The organism is Ulvibacterium sp. (assembly GCF_028285715.1).
Lineage (GTDB): Bacteria > Bacteroidota > Bacteroidia > Flavobacteriales > Flavobacteriaceae > Ulvibacterium.
The window spans coordinates 59,242-84,425 of the sequence record NZ_JANQOO010000017.1 but is presented as its reverse complement, the minus strand read 5'-3'; the positions used below and the strand labels follow the sequence as shown (position 1 = coordinate 84,425).

Here is a 25,184-nt window from a genome sequence, read left to right as displayed (position 1 = left end):
AAAAAACCAAGTGTCATGAGAAAAATTAGTTTAGTATTCGTAGCTGCAATGTTGTTGTCCGCAGGAAGTGTTTTTGCCAACGGTCCAAAGGAGAATGATCCAACGCAATCTATTAAGACCCAGGTCAGGAAACTTTTACGAGGTTACTCCATGCCAACTTCCGAAAAGGATTTGACGGCCACCATTTTATTTACGGTAAATAAGCAAAACGAATTCGTGGTCCTATCCGTAGAGACTGAAGATGAGGTATTGGAATATTTTGTCAAGTCTAGGTTAAACTACCACAAGGTAAACTCAAAAGCAATTTCTGAAGGCAGAAGGTATACTATGCCTATTAAAATAGTAAGTTAAGAAGCCTATGAAAACCTCGGACGTGATGCTTATCAAGTCCGGGGTTTGCCTTTATTTTTATACTTCACCGGTGTAATATCCGGTTTTTTGGAATCGAACCGCCTCTTTTTAAAAGGAGGTTTTTTTGATGTATGTCCTTTCTCCTTGAGCAAGACCTCCCCGGGGTTTTTAGGATTTTCTTTTGTTCCCCTTAAATAAATTACCAGTCCATTTAAAAAATTCCGTAAAATCTGATCCCCGCACTCCATATATTTTGGATGATCTTCCTTTCTGAAAAAAGCACCAAGTTCACTTTTGGATATTTTAAAATCGACCAATTCCAAAATTCCAACGATATCGTCGTCCCGTAGCATAAGGGCCACCCTTAATTTTTTAAAAATGTCGTTATTGCTCATAATCCTTTATGATTTCAAGGGAATTGCAAATTAGGAATTCGATTAGGAATTACGGGATCTTTCCCCATATTTTATACGAAACCATTCTTTTTTTTGTTATTAAAGTGTGGAAACACCTCAAATCCCTGTTTTATGGGCAGCTATGAAGAAAAACTGAGCATTCTTTCCGAAATGATCGCTTTTGCCAAAGCGGATAAGGTTGTTAAGGAATCCGAATATAATTTCCTATTGGGGGTTGCCTCCCAATTGGGGGTGGACCGTAAAACCTTCGATACTCTTTTTGAAACTAAAGTGGAACGTGTAATTCCAAACTCCCAGGCCGAGCGAATCCTGCAGTTTCACCGATTGGTCCTTTTGATGAACGTGGATCAAGAGCAAAGCAGTGTTGAGATTAGCAGGTTGCATAATATTGGATTGGGTTTAGGCCTACCTCCATCCGCCATAGAACAGGTATTGTCCGTGATGCACAAATATCCCGATAAAATAGTACCTCCGGACGTGCTTATCAATATCTTCAAGGCCCATTACAACTAGAAAGTCCGCCCGTTCTTTAAAGATTGAGGGATAATTATGCAAGCCTTCTCTTTTGCGATAATATCCATATCCTTCACTTAAAAGGACATTATGACAGTTCTTTGACTTGAATTAATGTCAAAAAGTCACTCATGTTGGGTTGGTATACCCTTTGCCATGTACAATTTGAAAATTGTGTTTAACCCTATAAAAATAAAATCATGAGTATAATAAGAAGAAATGATGTATTGTTCCCTTCCTTGCTGAATGAAATTTTTAAACCGGATTGGTTTGGAGGTACGGAAAACTATAACGCTAAAGTACCTGCGGTAAATATCAAGGAAAATGAAACGGATTACGAACTGGAATTGGCCGTACCCGGAAGAACGAAGGAAGATTTCAATATCGAGGTCGATGACAATGTCTTGACCATTTCCGCTGAGACGAAATCCGAAAAAACAAAATCAGAGGAAAACTACACAAGAAAGGAATTTGGGTTTTATTCATTTAAGCGAGCCTTTACTTTACCTGAAACTATCGATGAGGACAAAATCAAAGCGACCTATATCGATGGCTTGTTGAAGTTTACTTTACCCAAAAAAGAAGAGGCTCTTCCCAAGCCCAAGAGAATGATTGAACTATCATAAAGGATGACAAAGAAATTATGCGATCTCCCACTTCTTAGTAGGGTAGTTTCATAATGGTTGGTTTAGTTGGTTAGTTGAAGGGTGCCCTATTTTTTCAGGGCACTCTTTTTTTTACCCTTTCTTGTATACTGGTGTTAATAAAATCCGAAAAAAAGAGACAATTCAATAATTTAGACTAATCTAAAAATAATAGGTAATATATTTTATATCAGATGATTGGGAGGTGTTAACTGAGGTATGAATTTAGATGTTGGATATTTACTGTGAATTAGGTCGAAGTTAAGGATTTTAAACCGATTTTTCAATCCTGTTCCTGTAACATTTTTATTTCATCCCGAAGTTTTGCGGCCAGCATAAAGTCCAATTCCTTGGCCGCTTTTTCCATAGCCTTTCTTTTTTCCCGGATCAATTTTTCAATTTGATCTTTGGTCAAATATTCCATATCCGGTTCCGCTGCGCGCATGGTTTCCTTTTCAAAATGATAGGTAGAAACCGAGTTCTTGGCCAAGGCGCTATCCAGACTTTTGTTCAATGCTTTTGGGATAATATTGTTCTCGGCATTGTAGGTAGATTGTTTTTCGCGGCGGTAGTTGGTCTCATCAATAGTCTTTTGCATACTTTCCGTAATGGTATCGGCATACATGATTGCCTTTCCGTTCAAATGTCTTGCCGCCCTGCCCACAGTCTGGGTAAGCGATCGATTGCTTCGTAGAAAGCCTTCCTTGTCCGCATCCAAAATGGCCACTAGGGATACTTCTGGCAAATCCAGTCCTTCCCGTAATAGGTTAACACCTATAAGCACATCAAAAATACCCTTTCTTAGGTCCTGCATAATTTCTACCCGCTCCAAGGTGTCCACATCACTATGGATGTATCGGCACCTAATATCGATTCGACTTAAATATTTGGTCAGCTCTTCGGCCATGCGTTTGGTAAGGGTGGTAACCAAGGTCCTCTCGTCTTTTTCTACCCGTGATTGAATCTCCTCCACCAAATCATCGATTTGATTCAAACTGGGCCTAACATCTATGACAGGATCTAAAAGTCCGGTGGGTCGTATCACCTGTTCCACATATACCCCTTGGCTCAATTGTAGTTCGTAATCCGCTGGTGTGGCACTTACATAAATTACCTGATTCTGCAAGGCTTCGAATTCCTCAAACTTCAAGGGACGATTATCCATGGCTGCGGGGAGCCGAAAACCGTATTCAACCAAGTTTTCCTTCCGTGAGCGATCCCCGCCGTACATGGCATGTACCTGGGGAATGGTAACATGGCTTTCATCCACAACCATAAGGTAATCGTCCGGAAAATAGTCCAGTAGGCAAAAAGGGCGGGTTCCCGGTTCCCTTCCATCCAAATATCTTGAATAATTCTCTATACCAGAGCAATAGCCAAGTTCCCGTATCATTTCCAAATCAAAGTTGGTACGTTCCTCCAATCTTTTGGCTTCAAGAGGTTTACCTATTTCCTTAAAATAGTCTACTTGCCTTACCAAATCATCCTGTATTTGATGTATGGCATTTTGGAGTACATCCTGGGAAGTAACAAACATATTGGCCGGATAAATGTTCAAATTTTCATATACCTCCAAAACCGTATTGTTAAAAGGATCAAATGCCTCGATTTCCTCTATCTCATCCCCAAAAAAATGAATCCTAAAGGCATGGTCCGCATAGCTTGGGAAAACATCTACTACGTCGCCCTTCACCCTAAAGTTACCATTTCTAAAGTCGGCCGTAGTCCTGGAATAGAGACTTTGGACCAATTGGTGCATAAATTTGGTCCGGGCGATTACCTGGTCTTTTCGTATCGAAATAACGTTCTTTTGAAATTCAACCGGATTCCCGATACCATAAAGACAGGAAACGGAAGCCACGACCAGGACATCCCTTCTGCCGGAAAGTAGTGAAGATGTCGCGCTTAAACGCAATTTTTCAATATCCTCATTGATAGAAAGATCCTTTTCAATGTATAGTCCGGATGTTGGAATATAGGCCTCCGGTTGATAGTAGTCATAATAGGATACAAAATATTCTACGGCATTGTTCGGAAAAAACTGTTTGAACTCCGAGTAGAGCTGCGCGGCCAAGGTCTTGTTATGGGCCAATACCAAGGTAGGTCGTTGTGTTGTTTCGATTACATTGGCCACGGTGAAGGTCTTACCGGACCCAGTAACCCCCAAAAGTGTCTGATACGGTTCCTTTGCAATAATACCTTCCGATAATTGTTGTATGGCCTCTGGCTGATCCCCAGTAGGCTTGAACTCGGATATGACTTTGAATTTCATATGCTCTTGTTTGCTTGTTCTTGTGGCCGCCTGCAATCCTGCGTTCCGTGGCTTTTAGAAAATCAGATTTGGACTTAAAGATATTTCGAACCGTTCTTGAATTTTTGAGAAGTAAATCTCATCGCTTAAAATTACAAAAAGGGTCGAAATTGAGAATGCTTTTTGAAAAGTCTTAAGACCGGTTTTATCGCTTTAAGGTAAAATGCCCCCGGATATTTTGGTTGCTGGAAGATACCGCTTTAAACCAATAATCGGATGATGGGAGTGCCTTGCCCCGGTAACTTCCGTCCCAACCTTCCGAGGAAGGATCTATCTGAACGATTAAAAAGCCATAACGATCAAAGATCCAAATTCGGTCCACCTTTATCTCCCCATCCTCTTCAGGCACAATATACTGCCAAAAATCGTTGATACCATCTCCGTTCGGCGTGAAGAATTTCGGAAAATCGTCCACAGAAAGTTCACGGGCAATAACCCCTTCCGTTATCCCGCAGCCATTTTTATCCCGGATATAGACCATTTGTCTTCGCTCCGAAACGTTGGTAAAGACGCTACTATTTTGATAGGGACCATTAGGGTCGTTTAATGCAAACTCATAATCTCCCGAACCACCGACGTTTATTCTAATTTCCCGATTATCGAATGGGCCCATAACATCGATACCATCGATTATGGGAGCCTCTGAGAGGAAAACCAAGAATTCCTTGGAAGCGGCACATTCTATAGTACTCCCGGATATGGATATGGCATTGTAGGCCTCATAACGATACCTCCCAATTTCGGATAGATTTACTTCCGGCCCCTCGGCAAGGAAGGTTTCGGTGCCATCGTCATGTATCTTAAACCATCTAAAACCATCTGCAATGTCTTCAGTGGCAATCCCCGTTGCTGAATTTCCCCGGCATATTGCTACCCTATCCGGGAAGTTTATATCCGGCCTTCGTTTTACAAGTCCACCTTGGGAACTGTCAAAGAATGGTTCGCAGAAATTGGCGTTCTCATTTACGAAAAAACTTTCTTCGGTGCAGGGACCTAAATTACCATTTTCATTGTAGGGAACAATACTCACAAAAACCTCGGTGTCCAAGGGCAAATCAAGCACAGGTTTATAGGAAAGTGTATTTCCCGCATCAAAGTTGGAAAGAATATCCTGTGCGCCAGGTGCAGTTCCAATGGAAAGTCTATAGCCCGTGGCACCGTATGCGTAATTCCATTGTATTGGAGTATTGGACGAAACGCTCGTTTCCCCATTTAAGGGTTCGCTCAATGTAGTACAGGGAGGAGGACTCGTAACATCTTCTGTACTAAAGGTCTGTCCTGGGCAAACTTGGGTGGAACCGTCCTCAAACTGTAAAATTATGGACATGTATATTTGTGTGTTATCCGGAAGGCCCAAAGGGGGGATGTAAGAGTCAATTGGACCAGAGGTACGCCTATTCAATATATCCTCTCCATCCGGAGTGGAGCCTAGGGAAAATATAAAGGCCGTAATGCCATTGACGTTTGGCCAACTAATAGTGGCGTCAACAGGAACATCTACGGCGCCGTCTGGAGGATAAATCAGTCGAGGGCATTGCTGTCCAAATGAGGATACGGCGCATATCAGCATTAAGAGAATTTGAAATTGTAGTATTTTATCAATGTACCTGGTCATTGTCCTATTTGGTATAGGTTATCGTTTTAGCGAAAAATGTCCTTTTATTTCCTTGTTGTCCGTGGATCTGGCTTTGAACCAATAATCGGATGACGGAAGAGGTACGCCATCAAGGTTGCCATCCCAGCCCTGGGACTTGGGATCTATTCGCGTCAATAAGGCCCCTAAACGATTAAAAATATAAATCGTTTGCAAATCGACTTCTTCTATATCTATTACGGGATCGTACTGCCAAAAATCATTGACGCCATCCCCGTTTGGCGTAAAGAATTTTGGAAAATCATCAGGGCTTAAGCCATTGTTGGAGCTACGCTCAGCGACACCACACCCATTCTTGTCCCGCACAAAAATGGTATACGTACCTTGGGGAAGGTTATCAAAAATATTGCTATCCTGAAAGGGACCGTTGGCGTCCAATGCAAATTCGTAATCACCAATACCCTCGGCTTCTACTATGATGCGTAAGCCTGCGGACTGTTCCGTAACATCAATATTGGTTATATCGGGGATTTCGGAAGAGATTACCGCAAATTCCTTTGTGCTTGAGCATTCAAAAACGCTTCCCGGTTGGGAAACCGTATTGTAAATTTCATAGCGGTAGCTACCTTCTTCGGAAATGCGTACTTCGGATGTTTGTGAGATCAGGGTTTCCGTATCGTCCGTGTTTAATTGGTACCAGCGATACCCATCGGCTTGATCGGTTGCCACTATGCTTCGGGGACCATCGTTTAAACATAAGGAAACAACGTTTGGGAAATCTATCTGGGGACTGAAGGAAACAAGTTCACCGCTGGTTGAATCCACAAAAGGGTCGCATCCCAAAATCGTGGAAAACGATTCCTGAACGCATCCTAGGGCATCACCTCCGTCATTAAAAGGGATTATGGTTACAAAGAATGTCCGTCTAGGCAGGAAGTCCAAAAGTTCTGCCGTAGTACTGTTGAAAATTCCATTATCCAAAATATCGTTATCTGTGGGAGAGGTTCCAATGGAAATGCGGTAACCATCTGCTCCTGGCACTTCTTCCCATTCCAAAGTAGAGTTCAATGGAATATTGACAGCACCGTCAAGCGGATTGGTAAGCCTAGTACAGTCGGGTATTTCCGATACTGCGCCGGTAATAAAACTATATTCCGGACATGGCCCAGGGGCCGAACCGTTTTCATTGAATGGAATTATTCTTACGAAGATTTCCGTATTAACCGGTAAATCGCTTGTAGGCTCAAAGTTTAGTGAGGTCATCACCGTTTCGTCCACAATATCATTTCCACCCGGAGTGGTACTTAAGATAAGCCTATACCCGGTGGAGCTTGGGGCATAGTTCCAGCTTAGTTGTGTGCCTATATCAACATCCGTGGCACCATCCATCGGAAACTCTAAAGAAGTACAAGGAGGGGGTGTGGTAACATCCTGCGTTCTAAAGGAACCTACAGTACAGATAACATCTGCTCCATCAAACACGAAAAGGGTAATCGTTACATAAATTACGGTATTTTCGGGAAGTCCGAAGGGTGGCGTATATGTCGTGTCATTTCCTGTGCCGGCACGATTGATGATATCGCCTGCCCCGGGCGATGTTCCAATACTGATCAAGTAGCTGGTGATTCCGTCCACGGGATTCCAAGAGATACCACTATCCACAGGTACGTTAAGGCCCCCGTCCATGGGACCGGTCAAATCAGGACATGTCAACTGTGCGTAGATGCCATGATTGACGTATAGAAAACAAATGATATAAAGGGTTTTTTTGAGCATTTTACAATTTAGCCTTCTGCAATTTTTTCTTTTCCCATTAGTTTTGACCATTCATCTTTTTAAGGCAAAGTGGCCCTTAAATTCCCTGCCATCTTCAAGAATAGCACTAAACCAATAATCAGAGGCGGGTAATACTTTAGCGTTGTATGTGCCGTTCCACCCAATATCTCCCGGCCCTATTTGGGCAACTTGTTTTCCATATCGATTAAATATGGTCACTGAAGTATTGGCCTGAAAACGTTGATCTACTCCGATAATCTGCCAAAAATCGTTTACGCCATCCCCATTCGGGGTAAAAAACTTGGGGTATCCTATTACCGATATTGGTTTTTCAATACTACCGCAACCGTTTTTGTCCCTAACGGAAATGGTTCTAAATCCGGGTGTTACGTCATCAAAAAAAGCTTCGTCCTGGTAGGGGGACTCGTCCAAGGAAAACTCATAATCGCCATCCCCCGAAACCACAACCTGAACGGTATTGTTTTCTGATATGTCCTCAATTAGAATATCTTCCAATAGGGCCTTGTTCGAGGGCAACACGGTAAAGTCTTTCTGACGGGCACATATTAGATTTTCCCTATTAACGTCATAAACATATGCCACCTCCAAAGTGTAGTTCCCAACTTCATGAATATCCGTTTGTTGATCGTTGGAAATCACGCTTCGCGAATTTCCGTCTTCCTTAAACCAGGTATAGGTGTCAAATCCATAGGGTCCCGTAATACGTAAGTTTGGATTATCCGTACAAAGCCTATGAACGGGTTGGATAGTAAAGTAAGGTGATGCATTTACCCTTAAATCAATTTCCACAATATCCTCGCACTGATTCAAATTTTCGAGACGGGCAAAGATCATCTTCGGTTCCGTACTATAGAGGCTGGGTAAGGGGTTCTGCTCCAGTGCCACATCCTCCAAGTTCTGATAAAAGACCACTTCGCCTTGAGGGTAATTTCTATTTCCGAAATTTTCAAGATCAAAAGTGCCTACAAGGATTTCGTCTACAGGATTATCATCGCAGGTGTAATATGCCATTGGAGCTGTTTCTTCAAGATCAACGGATTTTATCTCAACCTGTATCTCCCCAAAATTTTCACATCCCAAAGAATTGGTAACTCTGTAATGTATGATTTGATCAAATGCCTGGGTATTGACAAATCTTTCCGGGTTGAGGATGGGAATATCCAGATTTCTATCCTGTACGGTTTCAAAAAAACTATAGGTATATTCCGGGCCTGGCACTATTTGATTTAAATTGACGGAAGTAATCCCATCGGTAGGTTTGTCCATATCCACCTCGCATTGCACTAGGGTAAGTTGCCCGTTTGGTGGGAGGGGATGAACATTTATAAGGGATTCCCCCAGAATAGGACATGCCTTGGGATCTGGTAATAGAATTTCCAAGCTATATTTTCCCGAATGGGTTTCGTCCGCCGCATTGATTTGAAAGCTATTTGTACTCGGGTTTTGAAAAACAACACCATCTTTTTTCCAAATATATACGGCTCCGGCAATGCTTTCCGTTTCTAGCAAAAAGGGTTGCCCTTCACATAAATCCAGTGAACTGCTTGTGGTTCCGTCCTCATTTTGAATCAACTCTATCTTATTGAAAAAAGACTGGATAAAAGGTGGAAGTCCCTGTGTGGCGCTTTTTCCATCCAGTGAAATGGCGTTATGTATATATTCCGAGTCCATACCTCTCTCATTGGGTTTATTGATCACTCCTAAAAAAGATGAACCGGTAAAATAGTTTTCGGATAGGGTCCTATAAATTTTGCCGTTGCTTCCTAATTGTAAGGCCCCACGATAAATAGCTCTTTTATCCAATACCACGGATGAACTGGATAAATCCTCTGCCTCCATATCCAATTGGAACAATGAAGAACTGTGGCCCACATCCGCTTGTAGGTCATTTGATGCATGCACATAAAGGTATCTTCCGTTGGGCGAAAACTCAATACCATAAGGGTTTTTACTCCCTACCGGTAGCGTTACCCCGTTCTGATTTGAAAGTTTTCCGGTCTCTGCATCAAAATCATAAACATAGAGCCCAAATCGCATATTGGCACTGGCCATTTTAGTCCCATCCGAAGAAAACTTTAAATAGCCTCTAGGGTCTTCAGTCTTAAGGTCGCCAAAAGTTGTTCGGATGGCATCTTCCACCACTCCATTGGCATTTACCTCAAAGGCATGATAGGTATTTAAAAATCCCCGGGAACCGGTTTCGGAAGCCAAGGTCATTACCCATATAGATTGGTCTGAGCAATCCTTTACTACTGCTGTAATTTTTTCGGAACAATCCTTGAGAAGGCTTATGTTTTTTTCAGTAACTGCACCATTTCCGCTATTTTGGGAAATGTCCACTACGGAGTAGTTCAGTCCCCTATCTGGGTCATTTTCAAAAGTGGAGGTGTCTACGGTAAAAATGTAAAAGATTTCGGGACTTGATGGAGCCGGAACTATAAGGGCGGATTGAGTGCTGGATGGATCTCCGTAAAGTCCCCTTCCGTTTTCCATAATGGAATGTGTGCGATCGTATACCGTAATACCGTCAGTGTAGAAAAGCAAATTTCCAAAACTATCCGAAATGGTGGCGCACCCTTCAAAGGTTTCAAGCATACCATTGGTCAAGGGAGAAACGCTTCCATCATCGTTGAACAAGATGCCCGCACCATTCCCAAAATACCAGGTGGAGGTTTCGCCTTGCCCAAAAATGAAGACAGGAAATGTTATCCCTAACCAGAGGAGGAGTGCAATAGTCTTATTCATAGCGTTTCCCGAAACACTACAAGATACTACAAATCACGCTTTTTTAATAATGCATAGGATAAATAGACAAAAATCGCCGTCCAGCAGAGTACGATAAGAATTTCGTAGGCATGTACCTGATAATCCAAATTAATTTTTTCTCCTACCTGATCCGCCACCGTTTGTACGGCCTCCAATCTAGTGACAGGCTCCTTGATAAGATTGTACATGGCCTGTAAAGGGAAAAACCCCATGACCCTTTCCGTGGTTTCCGCATCTAAGAGTTTCCATCGAATAAGGCCTCTTGTTATGCCCTCCAAAATTTGCCAAAGGATTAAAAAACCAAGGGCAAATGCGGAACGCTTGACCAAAATGCCGAGAAATAGGCAGAAGGAGAAGAAACCGACCAATTTCACGAAAAAGGCAAGTACAAACTCAAGATCGGAAAATATGATGGGCAGTTCGTCATAATCGGAATAGACAAGTCCCAATATCAACGACACGACGAATACAAATGCCGTTGAAACCAACGCGAAAGAAAGTACCGTCAAAAACTTTGAAAGTATAAATTCCTTTTTGGATAATCCATCGATCAAGTTTTGTTTTATGGTCTTGTTGCTATATTCATTGGCCATCATGGAAACGATTACAATGGCCAGAAACAGTTTGAAAAAGGCCGTTACGAAGGTATTGAAGTGCCATATGTAGGGGAAATTAAAAATTCCTATTTCGGCCAAGTGGAACTTTATGGGCCCAATATCAAATTTAATGGCGGCCACAAGGGCAATCGAAGTAAGCAAGATAAAGTATGAAAGAATCAACACTCTACTAGCCCTATTGTTCCAAAGTTTTATAAATTCTATTTGCAGTAGTCGGATCATAAGTATTTTAGTTGTTCTGGGATTTGGTAAGAGTTAGGAACTGTTCTTCCAAGCTCTCTTTTCTTTTCACCAAATGGGAGAGCACAATCCCTTTTTCAAATAGAAGTCTGTTCAATACTTCTGCGTTCATCTCTTCCTTAAGGAATGCCGTCAGTAGGCCGTTTTCCATTTTAATCTGACCAAAACTGCCATTGTTCTCCAAGATGGATTTTAGTTTGTCCAGATCATTGGATTTGAGTTCAAAGAAACCGTAGCTAGCCAGCATTCCGTCCACACGGCCGGAGTAAAGCTTTTCGCCTTTCCTAAGGATAACCACATGACTACACACTTTTTCTACCTCGTCCAACAAATGTGATGCCAGCAAAATGGTAGTGCCCTCGGATGCAATTTTCTTGATAATCTCCCTGATTTGATGGATGCCTTGGGGATCCAGACCATTAGTGGGTTCATCCAAAATCAGGATTTCGGGATCGTTAAGTAAGGCCGAAGCGATGGCCAAGCGTTGTTTCATCCCAAGGGAATAGGTACGGAACTTACTGTTTTTTCGTTCCAGCAACCCCACAAGTTCCAATTTCTCCTCGATTTTATCGTCGGACACCTCCTTAATTTTACAAACAAGCTTTAGGTTTTGGACAGCGGTCATGTAGGGGTAAAAATTGGGTCGCTCAATTATCGCGCCCACTTTTTTAAGTGCCTCATGGGTGGAGGTGTTCCCATTGAACCACGAAAAGTCCCCACTAGTACGGTTTACCACATTTAGGACAATACCCAAAGTTGTGGATTTGCCACTTCCATTGGGCCCCAAAATACCATAGACGTTGCCCTTTTCAATGGAAAATGACAGGTCCTTAACGGCGGTGAGATAGCCGAATTTCTTGGTAAGTTTGTTGACGGTAAGTATCTTTTCCAAATTTAAAGGTCTTTTGGGATGGTTTATGTTAACTTGACGAGGAAAGCTTAACTTTGTTACGATCAGGGCCTCTAAAACAAAAAAAATATAGTATGGAGGATGAAAAGTTGATGTCCAGAAAGAAACCGGCCTACCCCGTCAGCGAAAAGCTGGACGCGTACTTGGGGGAATACAATCGAAAAATTGAAATTCCCATATTTTATGAGGATTTGCTACGTTTCGCAGGTTCTGTAGCAGTGTATGATGCCGAAGGGGAAGATACTTTATGGGTACGCGTGTATTACTCGGATTCCGATAGGGAAGAGATAGACCTGAGCCTAAAAATGGTATATTCCATATTACACTCGGACGGCAGCGACCGGATTTTCCAATACCTCAATGTCGATGCCGTTGATTTCTGCACCTTTGGGAATTCAAAACCCTTTCGCATCAAAGTACGGAATATCTTAAATGATAACTTCACCTATTTCTACGTAAAGAAAACGGATGCTTCGCGAATCTATGGATTGGAACTGGAGCATATGCTTTCTCCCTATCATCTTAATTTTTTGGTCCATGAGGATACCTTAATAGAGGAACATATAGCAGGGATTCCGGGAGATGTATTCATCAAGGACATATTACCCAATTGTTCCGAATCGGAGAAATCCCAATTGGCCAAGGAGTTTGTGAAATTCAATGAACGCTGTATGATACGGTTATTGGGGGATATGCGGTCCTACAACTACGTTATCATGCCGGTACATGATTTTGATCATGTGGTATATAAAATTAGGGCCATAGATTTTGATCAACAATCGTTTGAAGGCAAACTGAAGGTTTATCTCCCTCAATTCTTCAAGGAGAACTTTGTAATGGTAGAAATGGTACAGAAAAAGCTATTACAGGATTCCGTAGATCAATATAAAATTGAGGAGCGTTCCATTGTGGCCAAGCGTATACTCAGCTCCGGAAATCGTTTAAAAAAGCTTAGGAATGCCTGTAAAACGGATGTTATAAGTGTAAAGGAAAACGTAGATCTCTTGAAGGAGCAGATCTATGAACTTGTACTTGATAAAGATTTTAGGCAGTGTAGCACCATGGGAGAGATATTGGATCTAGCCTTGAATTTTGTAAAACGCAATTATGAAAATGTGAGTATGCGGCAAATTATCGAGAAAAAGTTCGATGTTTCATAATTAATGGCAGCAATCACGGTTAAATACCCCTATTTTTCCAGAGAACCTATCCCCGGATCCATGAATTCGAAAACAAGATGATGTAAGACGCGTTTACCGGCCTAATGACAACTTTATTCGGGAAACGAAATGAGACTGCGTTAACTTTTCTGTTCCTTATTGAAATAAACCAGATAGTAGTACATTTGCCGTTCTTCGTCCCAGCCTTTTTCAACAAATTTTTCGGCAGATTCCGGATTGATGAAATCCAGTTTTATTTGGATATTGGTATCTAGATTAATGACATTCTTGATTTTCTTCCGTGCATCGGAAACAGCTTTGTTGGCAATATCAAAATTGGAAACGTCCTCAATGCTGTACTTTGGCCCTTTTTCTACCTTATAGTGTTTGAATTCGGGAATAAGTTCAGGATTTTCCATGACTTCGTTGAGAAAGTTGGATTCCTCAAAGGCATCGTTTTTGGCAAAGTGGTTAACGGCCTTATTCATAAAAAGGACTTCCTGCTGTTTGTCCTCGGCGGGCAAAACAACATCCTTGGCAAAGTTTTGACAAAACTTTAGATAGTTTTTGGTGTAAAAGTTTTCATCTGCCAATACATCAACACCCAAAAAGTTTTCCAGCCAGTATTTGGTATCATACCGATTACTGTCAACGGACAAGACTTTGTAGCCTTCTTCTTGGTGTACATTGAAGATAAGACAACCCTTGTCCAATTTGTTAACATTGATTCCTTGTTGAATGACAATGTCCAGATTGCCGCTCCTTTCCTTGAACTGTAAAAAATCATGTTTTAGCTCGCTTTTGAAAATGCCAACGGCATCTACTTTGGTATTGTCCAGCATTATACCGGTGAGATAGGCCACGTAAACCTCTCCACTCTTTATATGGGGATGGTTGGATTGTTCAAAAAGGTGGGTGGCAATTTTTTTGGAATTCAAATGGATGCCGTCGCGATCTTTAAAAATTTCGGTAACAATTTTAAAAAGTTCATTAAACTCAAGATCAACTTCATGGGACAGCTTGAAGTAGTTCTCCTCTTTTTCCCGAAACGGCTTAAAAAAATACTCTTTTAGAAGACCAGTGGTCTCATCGTTCAAAATAAGAGATTCTTCGGACAAAAAAATGCCCTCGTTCTTATTTTTATTACCAACTCTGTGCAGGGAAATCGTTTCGATTTGGGTTGAATACAAATTTAGCATTGTACGGATGATGTTTTGGGTTAGGCGTAAGGATTAAAATACAGAAAAGGTCAGCGGAAAAATAGTGGTGAATTACCGAGATGATCAATTCCAGTTCTCGTCAAAGTCAAGATCATCATAATTCTCAAAAGTGTCCTCAAAATCAAACTTGGGGTCGGATTTAAAGTTTTTTTCAGGTGGATTTTCCGGTAGTTCACCAAAGCTGAATAGCAGATTGGGATACGATCGTCCATCTTCTTTTTTTACGATATCGGCCAATTCTACAAAAAAGGTCCACATATTAAGGAAATCATATACATAGATAAGTTTTGGGGTCTTTTCGGTAAGGATGTCCTCCAAAAAAGTTTCGTTCATAAGGCGAACGTCCGAGCCGTTTTCGGTCATATCAAAAAGGGCTATTTCCTCATCTTGGTTCCAATTATCGTCGCAAGTATAAAAAGAGGCCATTTCACTACCTAAAAAGCCAAAGGATTGGGTTATCGCGTTGTGAAAATCTTCCAAGGTGTTTTCCGCGCTGATCTCCAAATCCCGGAAAATATCCTCCTCTGCATCCAGGATTATCCTGATTTTATAAATCATTTGCTTTCACTTTTTGGGTGAAGGCAAAGTTACAAAGATTTGGGACTTCTTTTGAAATTATAGGTTTCCAGTACCAAATAAAACTGAACTCCAAAAAGCAGGGAAGCCAGTACCAGATGCAAAGGCTGACTGGCAAAGGGGAAATCCCAATAATACATGGCCATTCCGGTAATAACTTCGGCCAATAAGATCAAAAGGACCCAATTGATTTTGGCAAGGTTCAAGCTTAATTTGTAGATACGATACGCTACATACAAATTGATCAGGACAACTACTATGGAGAATGATCGATGTACATAGAATTGAAAGGAAGGGTCCTGCAACCATAAATACGGGTTTTCACCGACCAAGTCTATTTGCTCGTCCACAAATTGTCGCACCTGGGTACCTAATACAACTTGTACTATGGTAAGTAAAAGAGCGGAAGTTAAAATGGCAAATGTGGTACGGTCATACGGGAATGCCGGTATTTCTTTTTTTGATAAATATATCACATATAGTATCAAGGCCACAATGACCAATGCCATGACCATATGAAGTGTAATCTTAACCGGCTCCAATACCGAGTAAACGACAGTGGCGCCCAACCATGCCTGAAATCCCATGCCAAATACCACCAGCCATGAAAAAATAGGAATCCACTTTGTTCTTTTCCAGTATTTTAAAGAGAAGATGGCCAGAATGAAAGTAGCCAAGCCGGCCAACGCTCCAAAAAGCCGATTAATAAACTCTATCCAAGTATGCCATGGGTTAAAAATGGCGTAATCATGTTTGGTGTAGGCCGTCCAGTTTTCCTCCTCAAAAGCGGAGGAGGTCATAAAATCCGTTTCCGCTACCAAAAGGGTTTCATCTCGAATAATTACTTGCCCTTTTTTGTATGTCTTTTCCGCTTGCCATTGCAGTTCGGATTCCTGGGTCGGTGGAATGTAATATCCAAAACACTTTGGCCAATCAGGACAACCCATACCACTGCCCGTCATCCGCACTACCGCCCCTGCTATGATGACCAGGTACACCAACACCAAGGAGACTTTGGCAATTTTTCTAAATCTTTTATGCATAAAAAGAGATATCCGGTTCTGTACGTTGCAAAATTACGTCAGTATGGAGAATCAAAACTATACTTTGTGGATTTTCTGCTTTATATTTTAGCTTTTAAGCCCATTTCATTTCCTTTTTGAAGCATATAATTTTGGGCGGCGCTATATTCATTGGGGATAACACCCTCCAAAATAGCCTCCTTGATGGCCTCTTTTAGGATGCCAATTTCCCTGGAAGGTTTTAGGCCAAAAGTCTGCATGATTTCCTCCCCGCCGATAGGAGGTTGAAAATTGCGCACATGATCACGTTCCTCGACTTCAACTATTTTTTGGCGTACCAGCTTAAAGTTGTTTTTATATTTTCGTTGCTTCCTCGGATTTTTGGTAGTTATATCCGCTTCACACAGGGTCATCAGGTCTTCTAGGTGATCCCCTGCATCGAAGATAAGCCGACGAACTGCGGAATCTGTGACAAAGTCCTCGGAAAGTATAATAGGTCTGGAACTCATACGTACCATTTTTTGCACAAACTTCATCTTTTCGTTCAGGGGCATACGGAGCCTTTTAAACAGGGCATACACCATTTTGGAGCCCACAAATTCATGACCATGGAAGGTCCAGCCAATTCTTTTATGGAATCTTTTAGTAGGAGCTTTACCTATATCGTGCAATAAGGCCGCCCAGCGCAACCAAAGGTTTTCGGTGGTCTTGGCAATGTTGTCCACAACTTCCAAGGTATGCCAAAAATTATCTTTATGACGTTGGCCTTCAACTTCCTCGATACCTTCCAAGGCCTTAAGTTCCGGAAGTATGTATTGCAGAAGTCCTGTTTCATACAACGAGGCAAAACCGGCCGAAGGTTTTTCACTTCCCAAGATTTTATGGAGTTCGTCCACAATCCGTTCCTGGGAGATGATTTTAATACGTTGTTTATGTTCGATAATGGCCGCAAGGGAGTCGCTATGGATTGTAAATCCCAATTGTGTAGCGAACCGAATGGCCCGCATCATTCGTAAGGGATCATCGGAATAGGTAATTCCCGGTTCCAATGGGGTTCGGATCAGTTTTCGAGTAAGATCGCCCAAGCCATTGAACGGATCCAACAAAGTGCCGAAGTCTTCTTCATTTAAGGATAGCGCCAAGGCGTTAATGGTAAAGTCCCTTCGCTTTTGGTCCTCTGCCAGGGTACCGTCCTCAACCACCGGTTTCCGGCTTTCCCTATGATAACTTTCTTTTCGCGCCCCTACAAACTCCAATTCCTGCCCCTTATGATTTATCATAGCGGTGCCAAAATTCTTGAATACGGAAACTTTGGGGTTGCCGGGAAGAAGGGAAGCAACCCTTTTGGCAAGATCTATACCGCTTCCAACGGCAACAATATCGATATCCTTGGGAATACCCCTGTCCAGCAAATAATCCCGTACAAAACCACCTATTACATAAGTGTCTACCCCAAGTTCCTTGGCAGCGTCGGCAATCGTGGTAAAAACTGGATTTATAAGTACCTTCTTGTGGTTTTGTTGTTCCATTTAGTATACCATTTCGGAAAGTGCCATTATGAGACAGGTAAAGGGGTTAAAAGTAATGATCTGTACCTGACGAAAGGGTTGGTTTTTTAAATCAAAAGCATCGAAAACTACCGATTATTTTTGATATTTTAATTTGTCCCGCTGTACTTTTTCAATATCTAGGATATCTTTTTTCTTATACGTCAATGCCTTATGGGTTGCCCTAAGATCTCGGCATAATTTCCGCAATCCCATGGGCTCCAATGATGCGGCATGGTCGGTACCTTTCCAGGTTCGATCCAAGGTAAAATGCCGTTCAATGATATGGGCTCCGAGAGTAAAGGCCGCAACGTCCACGGCAATACCTAAATGATGACCGGAAAATCCTATGCTCTTTACCTTATTCCCGTATTTCCCCCGAAGTTTTACAATATCCAGTAAACAAATATCCTCAAAAGGGACCGGATAACCGGAGGTGCAATTGTATACCACTACATCTTTCCCTCGACCTTGAATATCAAAAAAATCAACGAGGTTCTCAATTTCATCCTTGGTGGTCATCCCGGTTGAAACATGGATTTCCCCTTGGTAGTTATCACACAACCAGCCTAACATCTCAAAATTGTTATTGCATGCGGAAGGAATTTTGAGAAAGTCCGGTTCCAAGCTTGCCATTTCCCTAGCGGAGGTGATCTCCCAGACCGAGGTAGAGTACGTAATGCCAATTTCTTCGCAATATTCCTTAAGTTCTCGGTGTTGGTCAATGTCAAATTCCAAAAATTCTCGATGCGCACCATAGGTATCACCGTAGGAATTTATTGGATTCGGATGCGGCGCATTGTACTGTTCCTTGGTAAGGAGTTCGCGATTATTTCTTTTTTGAAATTTTACGGCATTGGCATTACCAAAAATCTTGGCCATGTTAATGAGTTCCTTGGCAATCTTCATATCGCCTTTGTGATTGCAGCCAATTTCCGCTATAATATAGGGCTCTTTATAGGTCATTAAATCTTAGGTTATAATTGATAATAAATTCCGATGCCTCACGGATAGCACCTTCGGCCGATTTGTTTTTCAAAACGATATCCGCATGGAATTGAATGGGCCTGGTAGCATTGGAAGGGCAAAGGGACCAGCCCGCCCTAAGCATGTTGCTAAGGTCGTTTATATCATCACCGATATATGCAATTTCCTTAGAGGAAATGTTCCGTTCCGAACAAATATCCTCTAAACAGGAATACTTGTCCTTTATACCAAGAAAGACATCCTCTATCTTTAATTTTTTCATGCGTTGCGCTACAACGTCGGAATTCTCGGAGGTCATTACCATGACCTGTACACCATGTTGTCTCAATATTTCGAGTCCCATTCCATCTCGCATATCAAATACTTTGGAGAATTCCCCTTCGCTATTGAAGGTTACCCGGCCATCCGTAAATACCCCATCCACGTCCAAAATCAAATAATTGATACGTTGTGCTGATTTATTGTGTTTAAAATTTGAAATCAATAGTTGCTCCACTACTTGCCAATCAGTTTCAGAATCGATTTCAACTAACGTATCCTCCGACATTTCTATAAGGCCGATTTTTCCGCTTAATCGATTTTTGGAGGTCAACAAACCAGATTTGGTCGTACAATATACGGCGCCGTTCTCTATGAGCAGACCTTCAAAATCCTGTCGACGAGGACGCTTGTAAACATCATAATTCCGTGGTTTCCCATCCTTGGACCAGGTAAACCTATGCGTGTTTACCACACTTAAAACGGCATCATATCCTTCCTTTTGCAATTTTTCCAACCCTCGGTCAATATCCGTTCTTTGCGTCAAGGGCGATGTGGCCTGCAGTAAGCAGAAAACATCAAAATTTGTTTCTACTTTTTCACAAAACTCCAGCATGGCGGCCTCAGTCGAAGCTGTGTCCGAGGCATTTTCCGAAGACCGTTCTAGACACTTTACCTTGGCCGACCAATTAAAATGGGTGTTTACATATTCTATAATTCCCATATCGTCCGTAAAAACGAAAACCTCATCCAAATTGGAAAAAATGGCCTCGGTCAAAACCCAAGTAAACAAAGGTCTGCCCAGCAGTTTTTTCTTATTCTTGCCCGGAATACCTTTGGAGTTTTTTCTAAGGGGAATGAATCCTATCGATTTAGTCATATGCTGAGTTATTGGTCCACGACCATGTTTTCAATTAGATTTCGGGTAGCCTTAACGGTAAATTTATCCAAATAATCCTTACCTAGAAAAAACCGCTCCTTTACAATTTCCAAATTGGAGAGTGCCGTAGAGAAAAGGGTATAGCCCTGTTCAAAATAAAACCCCTCCCTAAGACCCAAAATTTCAATAGGGAACAGGGCTGGAAGGACAACGATATCGGTGAAATATTCCTTGTATTGGGTCGTTTCCCTTGGGTGCACCTTTAAGACAATATTCATATTTTTCGGCACCTTGGAGATTACATCCGCATAGATTTTTATTTTATCCGACTCACTTTTAACCACTTTGTCTTCGGAAATGGGCTGGCTAAGTATCAAAGCGTTATTTTGCCCTTCTATCGTAAAGGCATCCTGGGAAAGAAAAATTTCGAAGATTTCATTTTTTGTGGCCTCGTCCAGTTTCTTTGTTTCTTTTTTGATGTTAAGTTGTTCGGCCTTTTTTTGCAGTGGTTGGGGTAACCTATCCGGAAATTGCGCAAAAATAGTCTTGATTTCCTTATCGAAACCTCCACCAACAGGGGTTTTTGTAAGGTACTGCTTGATCAACTGCTCAAAAAAACTATGCCTTTGATTGTAGGTTCGTGCACCATCCTCGATCATTTTAATATCCTTTTTGCCGAACAGGTATAGAAAATAACTCTTGGAGGAATCCGTATCGCACAGATAAAGGTCCGATGATTCAATAAATGCCTTTTCCTTCTTTAAAATGGGATGTTTCTCTTCTAAATAAGGGGGTAGCTTTTTCTTTCTGCGAAAGGAATAATCAAATTTCCCCAGATCCGCTACATGATCTTTACGTTCGGAAATAATATGTACATCCCTAAAAAATCGCTTTTTTAGATTGGGAATCAAGGTCTCTATCATGGGCGTACTTTCAACCAAGAACAAAAGATTGTTTCCGTAATTGTCCGGGTGATATGCCGAATCTCGGATAATATGTAATATGGACAGATAAACGTGGTAGATTGTAGAACCGACATAGGTTCGGCCAATAGAATTTTTTGGATTTATATTGGAGATGGAACTCAAAAAACTACATTTGTAAAGTTGGACAAATTTAAGGAAAATAGCTTGAGCACGGTCAGTGTAATCATAAGTACCTATAACAAACCGGAATGGCTGCAAAAGGTTTTATGGGGGTTTCAATGCCAGACCTATAAGGATTTTGAGGTCGTTATCGCCGATGACGGTTCCGGTCGGGAAACCAAGGAACTCATAGAGCAAATACGTGAAAAGGTAAGTTTTCCCATACATCATGTATGGCAGGAGGATGATGGATTTCAAAAGTGCAGGATTTTAAACAAGGCGATCCAGGCAACCAGCACAGAATATATTATCATGACGGATGGGGACTGCATTCCCCGTGAGGATTTTGTACAGGTCCACTACATCAACAAAGAACCTGGTTATTTTATTTCCGGGGGATATTATATGTTGCCTATGAATATTTCGAGGGCTATTACCTTGAAGGATATTGAAATGCAGAATTGTTTCAACATTCAATGGCTAAAGGAAAAAGGTATCCCAAAGACATTCAAGAATAACAAATTGACGGCTAAAGGGTTCATATCTACCTTGTTCAACACATTTACACCGACCAATGCCAGTTGGAACGGCCATAATTCGTCAGGATGGAAGAAAGATATTCTCAATGTCAACGGATTTGATGAGCGAATGCAATACGGAGGTGAGGACCGCGAATTTGGTGAGCGTCTTTTCAATTTTGGCGTACGATCAAAGCAATTACGCTATAGTGCCGTCTGTGTTCATCTAGATCATGAGCGGGGGTACAGAACACCGGAGGCCATTGCCAAGAATCAGGTAATCCGTAAGGAAGTAAGACAGAAAAAAAGTGTATGGACCTATTACGGCATTACCAAGTAGTAGGCCAATTCGTTCTTTTTTTCCAATTTTTTTAGCTCGCGATATCTTTCCAAATCGCTCAAAGCATTCAGGTAGCAAATGATTATGCCGTTTTTACCGTCCAGGATACCTAAACGAAGGAAATAGTGGTTGAAAAATTTCCATAGAGGCTTAAAAATCAATGATAGAAAACTGAATCTTCGCTCCCTATAAAAATCCTCCTTGGCCTTTAAGCGTCCATATTTTAACATTTTCGCTTTGTAATCCTCGTAATTCTTGTAGCAATAATGTGTTAATTTTTCTTTGAAAATAGCGCAGGTACCATCCACCACCAATGTCTCGTGGACTATTTTTTTATCGGAAAATCGGGCCTTGCTTTTTCGGAATAGTCTGTAGTTCTTATCTGTCTGCCACCCACTGAAATACAATGGACTATCCTGAAACATAAATTTTCTGTAGAACCAATATGCAGCATGGTCTTTATTGCTATTTACCGTATCGATTACCTCCAATTTTAATTCTTCGGAAACCACCTCGTCCGCGTCCAAAAACAATACCCAATCATGGGAAGCCTGCTTTAGGGCAAAGGATTTTTGAAGGGTAAAATTGGAGAAAGGATGTTGTATGACCCTTACTTTGGAATGATTCTGTAAAAACTCGTAGGTACCATCTGTACTGTAGGAATCTACTACAACAATCTCATCGGCAAAAGAAATGGACTCTACACATCTTTCAATGTAGCCAATTTCATTATAGGCAATTATAAGTGCGGATATCTTTTCTTTGGGGGGGGTCATAACAATTATGTTAAGCAGGTGTAATCAATTCTTTAAACAAATTTATAACTTAAAAAAATATAAAATAGTATGTATAGATATAAATTTCCTACAAATACCAGTTTACACGGCTACATCGTATTCCCTAAGCGCATCGTTAAGGGAAGTCTTTTTATTTGTACTTTCCTTTCTTGTTCCGATGATTAGGGCACAGGGCACTTGATACTCCCCAGCGCTGAATTTCTTGGTATAGCTCCCTGGTATAACAACTGAACGTGCAGGAACCCTACCTTTGGTCTCCACGGGAGTACTCCCCGTAACGTCAATGATTTTGGTAGAGGCCGTAAGGACCACGTTGGCCCCTAAAACGGCTTCTTTCTCCACTCTAACTCCTTCAACCACAATGCATCTAGAGCCGATGAACGCATTATCCTCAATGATGACCGGAGCTGCCTGCAAAGGCTCTAAAACACCTCCAATGCCAACACCACCGCTCAAATGCACATTTTTTCCTATCTGGGCACAACTTCCTACCGTAGCCCATGTATCCACCATGGTACCTTCATCCACGTAGGCCCCAATATTCACATAACTGGGCATCAGGATAGTTCCGGAGGAAATATAGGCTCCGTGTCTCGCGACGGCATGGGGTACTACTCGAATACCTTTTTCCTGATAGCCCCGTTTTAAGGGAATCTTGTCGTGGTACTCAAAGATACCCGCTTCCAAGACCTCCATTTTTTGTATCGGAAAATAGAGCACGACTCCTTTTTTTACCCATTCATTAATTTGCCAACCATTATTTGTAGGTTCCGCGCAGCGAAGTTTTCCTTCATCTATGTAGTCTATAAGTTTACGGATGGCATTTTGGGTATTGGGGTCTTTTAGAAGTTCCCGATTATCCCATGCGTTTTCAATAACTTCTCTCAGTTCGGTCATTTTTCAATTAAAATTTTATCAAATATACAGGTCGTCGCTCAATTCGTACAGCCTTATGTGCCGTTATTACGCATTATGGATTATTTTTGCCAAAAAATTAGGATTGGGACGATTTTTGGCACTGGATTATGGGAAAAAGAGAACGGGCATTGCGGTCACCGACGAATTGAAGTTGATCGCTTCGGGCTTGACTACCGTACCCACACATGAGTTGTTCACTTTTCTTACGGAGTATTTGAAGAACGAAACGGTGGATCAAATCATTGTAGGCGAACCTAAACAAATGGATAATACACCTTCGGAGACGGAAGCACTTATAGCGCCTTTCCTTAAGCGGTTATCCCTTAAATTTCCTGAAATACCGGTAGATCGGCAAGACGAGCGTTTTACCTCTAAAATGGCATTTCGTACCATGATCGATTCCGGGCTAAAGAAAAAACAACGTAGGAACAAGGCGTTGGTGGATGAGATAAGTGCCACCCTCATCCTACAGGACTATCTAAATAAAAAGCAATGACATTACCTATAGTGGCCTATGGTGACCCCGTACTGCGCAAGGTGGCCCAGGAAATAGATAAGGAATACGCCCAATTGGATGAGTTATTGAGCAATATGTGGGAGACCATGTACAACGCAAATGGCGTTGGCCTGGCCGCACCACAAATAGGATTGCCCATCCGCCTTTTTTTGGTCGATACTACGCCTTTTGCCGATGATGAGGACCTCTCGGAGGCAGAGCGGAAAAAGTTGAACGGTTTTAAAAAGGCTTTTATTAATGCCAAAATGGAAAAAGAAACAGGGACGGAATGGGCCTTTAACGAAGGGTGCCTTAGTATTCCCGATATTCGCGAGGATGTAAAACGCAGGGATACCATAACAATTTCGTATTTGGATGAGAATTTTGAAAAACATACCGAAACCTATGACGGACTTTTAGCCCGGGTTATTCAACATGAATATGACCATATTGAAGGAATACTCTTTACGGATAAGCTTTCGCCCTTAAAAAAACGATTGCTAAAAGGAAGGTTGACCAATATTTCCAAGGGAAAAATCGAAGTAGATTACCGCATGCGTTTTCCCAATTTAAAAAAGGGCCGTTAAATTTAAATCTTCCCCTACCAAAAAAGGCTTTTTTGTTTAGTTTGCCCAACAAATCCGGATTCCTACTTAACCTATTGAAAGGCAAATCAGGAAACGGAAGGTGTTGTTAAAAAAATCCTTATTTAATTCCCAGGTCAAACGAAAAGTACCATATTTGCGGCTTTAAATCCTTTGAATACATGAGTTTGGACAAAATTCTTTCTATCGGCGGCAAGCCGGGTCTCTATAGACTGCTGACCCAGACCCGGACCGGTTTTGTGGCAGAATCCCTTTTGGATAAAAAAAGAGTATCTGTAGGTGCGCACAATAACGTCAGCGTACTTTCGGAAATAGCTATCTATACTTTGGAAGAGGAGTTGCCTTTGCGGGAAGTTTTCCAAAAGATCCAGATAAAGGAAAAGGGAGGGAAGACCTCTGTTGCACATAAGGCCGAGAAGATTGTCTTGGAAGAATACTTTTTTGAAATACTGCCCAACTATGATGAGGACAGGGTCTATGCCAGTGATATCAAAAAAGTAATACAATGGTATAACCTCTTACATGATAATGGCATAACCGATTTCTCAAATGATGAGGAAGATTCCTCTGAGGAGGAATAGTGACTCGAAATCAAAAAATAAAAGCCTCGTCAATT

The 25,184-nt window shown here is 41.6% G+C and carries 24 protein-coding genes; 8 read left to right on the top strand and 16 right to left on the bottom strand.

The window, feature by feature from the left end:
* The first annotated feature begins 15 nt into the window (after positions 1 to 15).
* Positions 16 to 351, top strand: a complete 336-nt coding sequence (locus tag Q0993_RS07330; protein WP_299531293.1) for a hypothetical protein — start codon at positions 16 to 18, stop codon at positions 349 to 351.
* A 32-nt stretch (positions 352 to 383) separates the two neighbouring features.
* On the opposite strand, the gene Q0993_RS07325 is transcribed toward Q0993_RS07330, so the two are convergent.
* Positions 384 to 746 (bottom strand): DUF1456 family protein, encoded by a 363-nt coding sequence (locus Q0993_RS07325; RefSeq protein ID WP_299531290.1) that lies wholly within the window; start codon positions 744 to 746, stop codon positions 384 to 386.
* A gap of 132 nt (positions 747 to 878) precedes the next feature.
* On the opposite strand from Q0993_RS07325, the gene Q0993_RS07320 reads away from it, so the two are divergent.
* The gene (locus tag Q0993_RS07320; RefSeq protein WP_299531287.1) at positions 879 to 1,280 is read left to right on the top strand and encodes a TerB family tellurite resistance protein; all 402 of its coding nucleotides are present in this window, start codon (positions 879 to 881) and stop codon (positions 1,278 to 1,280) included.
* Between the two features lie 200 nt (positions 1,281 to 1,480).
* Positions 1,481 to 1,906, top strand: a complete 426-nt coding sequence (locus Q0993_RS07315) for an Hsp20/alpha crystallin family protein (RefSeq protein WP_299531285.1) — start codon at positions 1,481 to 1,483, stop codon at positions 1,904 to 1,906.
* 301 nt (positions 1,907 to 2,207) lie between these two features.
* Here Q0993_RS07315 and uvrB read toward each other — a convergent pair whose 3' ends face one another.
* The 6 genes from uvrB to Q0993_RS07285 form a co-directional block, all read right to left on the bottom strand.
* On the bottom strand, positions 2,208 to 4,196 hold the full coding sequence (uvrB, locus tag Q0993_RS07310; RefSeq protein ID WP_299531283.1) for an excinuclease ABC subunit UvrB: 1,989 nt from the start codon (positions 4,194 to 4,196) through the stop codon (positions 2,208 to 2,210).
* 184 nt (positions 4,197 to 4,380) lie between these two features.
* The gene (locus tag Q0993_RS07305) at positions 4,381 to 5,850 is read right to left on the bottom strand and encodes a T9SS type B sorting domain-containing protein (protein WP_299531281.1); all 1,470 of its coding nucleotides are present in this window, start codon (positions 5,848 to 5,850) and stop codon (positions 4,381 to 4,383) included.
* A gap of 18 nt (positions 5,851 to 5,868) precedes the next feature.
* Positions 5,869 to 7,605, bottom strand: a complete 1,737-nt coding sequence (locus Q0993_RS07300; RefSeq protein WP_299531279.1) for a T9SS type B sorting domain-containing protein — start codon at positions 7,603 to 7,605, stop codon at positions 5,869 to 5,871.
* Between the two features lie 51 nt (positions 7,606 to 7,656).
* On the bottom strand, positions 7,657 to 10,371 hold the full coding sequence (locus tag Q0993_RS07295) for a T9SS type B sorting domain-containing protein (protein ID WP_299531278.1): 2,715 nt from the start codon (positions 10,369 to 10,371) through the stop codon (positions 7,657 to 7,659).
* A gap of 26 nt (positions 10,372 to 10,397) precedes the next feature.
* On the bottom strand, positions 10,398 to 11,231 hold the full coding sequence (locus Q0993_RS07290; protein ID WP_299531277.1) for an ABC transporter permease subunit: 834 nt from the start codon (positions 11,229 to 11,231) through the stop codon (positions 10,398 to 10,400).
* Between the two features lie 7 nt (positions 11,232 to 11,238).
* Positions 11,239 to 12,141, bottom strand: a complete 903-nt coding sequence (locus Q0993_RS07285; RefSeq protein WP_299531276.1) for an ABC transporter ATP-binding protein — start codon at positions 12,139 to 12,141, stop codon at positions 11,239 to 11,241.
* Between the two features lie 92 nt (positions 12,142 to 12,233).
* Between Q0993_RS07285 and Q0993_RS07280 the strand changes: the two genes are divergently transcribed.
* A complete protein-coding gene (locus Q0993_RS07280; protein ID WP_299531275.1) occupies positions 12,234 to 13,319 on the top strand; it encodes a hypothetical protein in 1,086 nt (361 codons plus the stop codon).
* 140 nt (positions 13,320 to 13,459) lie between these two features.
* Here Q0993_RS07280 and Q0993_RS07275 read toward each other — a convergent pair whose 3' ends face one another.
* From Q0993_RS07275 to Q0993_RS07245, 7 genes are all read right to left on the bottom strand, one after another.
* The gene (locus Q0993_RS07275; RefSeq protein ID WP_299531274.1) at positions 13,460 to 14,518 is read right to left on the bottom strand and encodes a nucleoid-associated protein; all 1,059 of its coding nucleotides are present in this window, start codon (positions 14,516 to 14,518) and stop codon (positions 13,460 to 13,462) included.
* Between the two features lie 84 nt (positions 14,519 to 14,602).
* The gene (locus Q0993_RS07270; protein ID WP_299531273.1) at positions 14,603 to 15,097 is read right to left on the bottom strand and encodes a hypothetical protein; all 495 of its coding nucleotides are present in this window, start codon (positions 15,095 to 15,097) and stop codon (positions 14,603 to 14,605) included.
* 29 nt (positions 15,098 to 15,126) lie between these two features.
* On the bottom strand, positions 15,127 to 16,158 hold the full coding sequence (locus Q0993_RS07265) for a heme A synthase (RefSeq protein WP_299531272.1): 1,032 nt from the start codon (positions 16,156 to 16,158) through the stop codon (positions 15,127 to 15,129).
* Positions 16,159 to 16,238: 80 nt separating this feature from the next.
* Entirely contained in the window at positions 16,239 to 17,666 is a 1,428-nt protein-coding gene (locus tag Q0993_RS07260) for an HD domain-containing protein (RefSeq protein ID WP_299531271.1), read from the bottom strand.
* Between the two features lie 114 nt (positions 17,667 to 17,780).
* A complete protein-coding gene (locus Q0993_RS07255; RefSeq protein WP_299531270.1) occupies positions 17,781 to 18,650 on the bottom strand; it encodes an N-acetylneuraminate synthase family protein in 870 nt (289 codons plus the stop codon).
* Positions 18,640 to 19,809, bottom strand: a complete 1,170-nt coding sequence (locus Q0993_RS07250; RefSeq protein ID WP_299531269.1) for an N-acylneuraminate cytidylyltransferase — start codon at positions 19,807 to 19,809, stop codon at positions 18,640 to 18,642. Before Q0993_RS07250 ends, Q0993_RS07255 begins: the two co-directional genes overlap by 11 nt.
* A gap of 8 nt (positions 19,810 to 19,817) precedes the next feature.
* Positions 19,818 to 20,897: a glycosyltransferase family 52 gene (locus tag Q0993_RS07245; protein ID WP_299531268.1), complete on the bottom strand. Its 1,080-nt coding sequence runs from the start codon at positions 20,895 to 20,897 to the stop codon at positions 19,818 to 19,820.
* An 18-nt stretch (positions 20,898 to 20,915) separates the two neighbouring features.
* Between Q0993_RS07245 and Q0993_RS07240 the strand changes: the two genes are divergently transcribed.
* Entirely contained in the window at positions 20,916 to 21,752 is an 837-nt protein-coding gene (locus tag Q0993_RS07240; RefSeq protein WP_299531267.1) for a glycosyltransferase family 2 protein, read from the top strand.
* Here the strand turns inward: Q0993_RS07240 and Q0993_RS07235 are convergent.
* Both Q0993_RS07235 and Q0993_RS07230 read right to left on the bottom strand, forming a co-directional pair.
* Positions 21,734 to 22,528 (bottom strand): glycosyltransferase family 2 protein, encoded by a 795-nt coding sequence (locus Q0993_RS07235; RefSeq protein WP_299531266.1) that lies wholly within the window; start codon positions 22,526 to 22,528, stop codon positions 21,734 to 21,736. The two genes, Q0993_RS07240 and Q0993_RS07235, sit on opposite strands and share 19 nt — an antisense overlap.
* Before the next feature lie 102 nt (positions 22,529 to 22,630).
* Positions 22,631 to 23,446: a 2,3,4,5-tetrahydropyridine-2,6-dicarboxylate N-succinyltransferase gene (locus Q0993_RS07230; RefSeq protein WP_299531265.1), complete on the bottom strand. Its 816-nt coding sequence runs from the start codon at positions 23,444 to 23,446 to the stop codon at positions 22,631 to 22,633.
* 103 nt (positions 23,447 to 23,549) lie between these two features.
* Here Q0993_RS07230 and ruvX point away from each other — a divergent pair, with 103 nt between their 5' ends.
* The 3 genes from ruvX to Q0993_RS07215 all read left to right on the top strand — a co-directional run bounded on the left by ruvX (position 23,550) and on the right by Q0993_RS07215 (position 25,149).
* Complete coding sequence (ruvX, locus tag Q0993_RS07225; protein ID WP_299531264.1) at positions 23,550 to 23,963, top strand: Holliday junction resolvase RuvX; 414 nt, start codon at positions 23,550 to 23,552, stop codon at positions 23,961 to 23,963.
* Positions 23,960 to 24,550 (top strand): peptide deformylase, encoded by a 591-nt coding sequence (gene def, locus Q0993_RS07220; RefSeq protein WP_299531263.1) that lies wholly within the window; start codon positions 23,960 to 23,962, stop codon positions 24,548 to 24,550. Before ruvX ends, def begins: the two co-directional genes overlap by 4 nt.
* 179 nt (positions 24,551 to 24,729) lie before the next feature.
* Positions 24,730 to 25,149, top strand: a complete 420-nt coding sequence (locus tag Q0993_RS07215) for a DUF5606 domain-containing protein (RefSeq protein ID WP_299531262.1) — start codon at positions 24,730 to 24,732, stop codon at positions 25,147 to 25,149.
* The last annotated feature ends 35 nt before the right edge of the window (positions 25,150 to 25,184 follow it).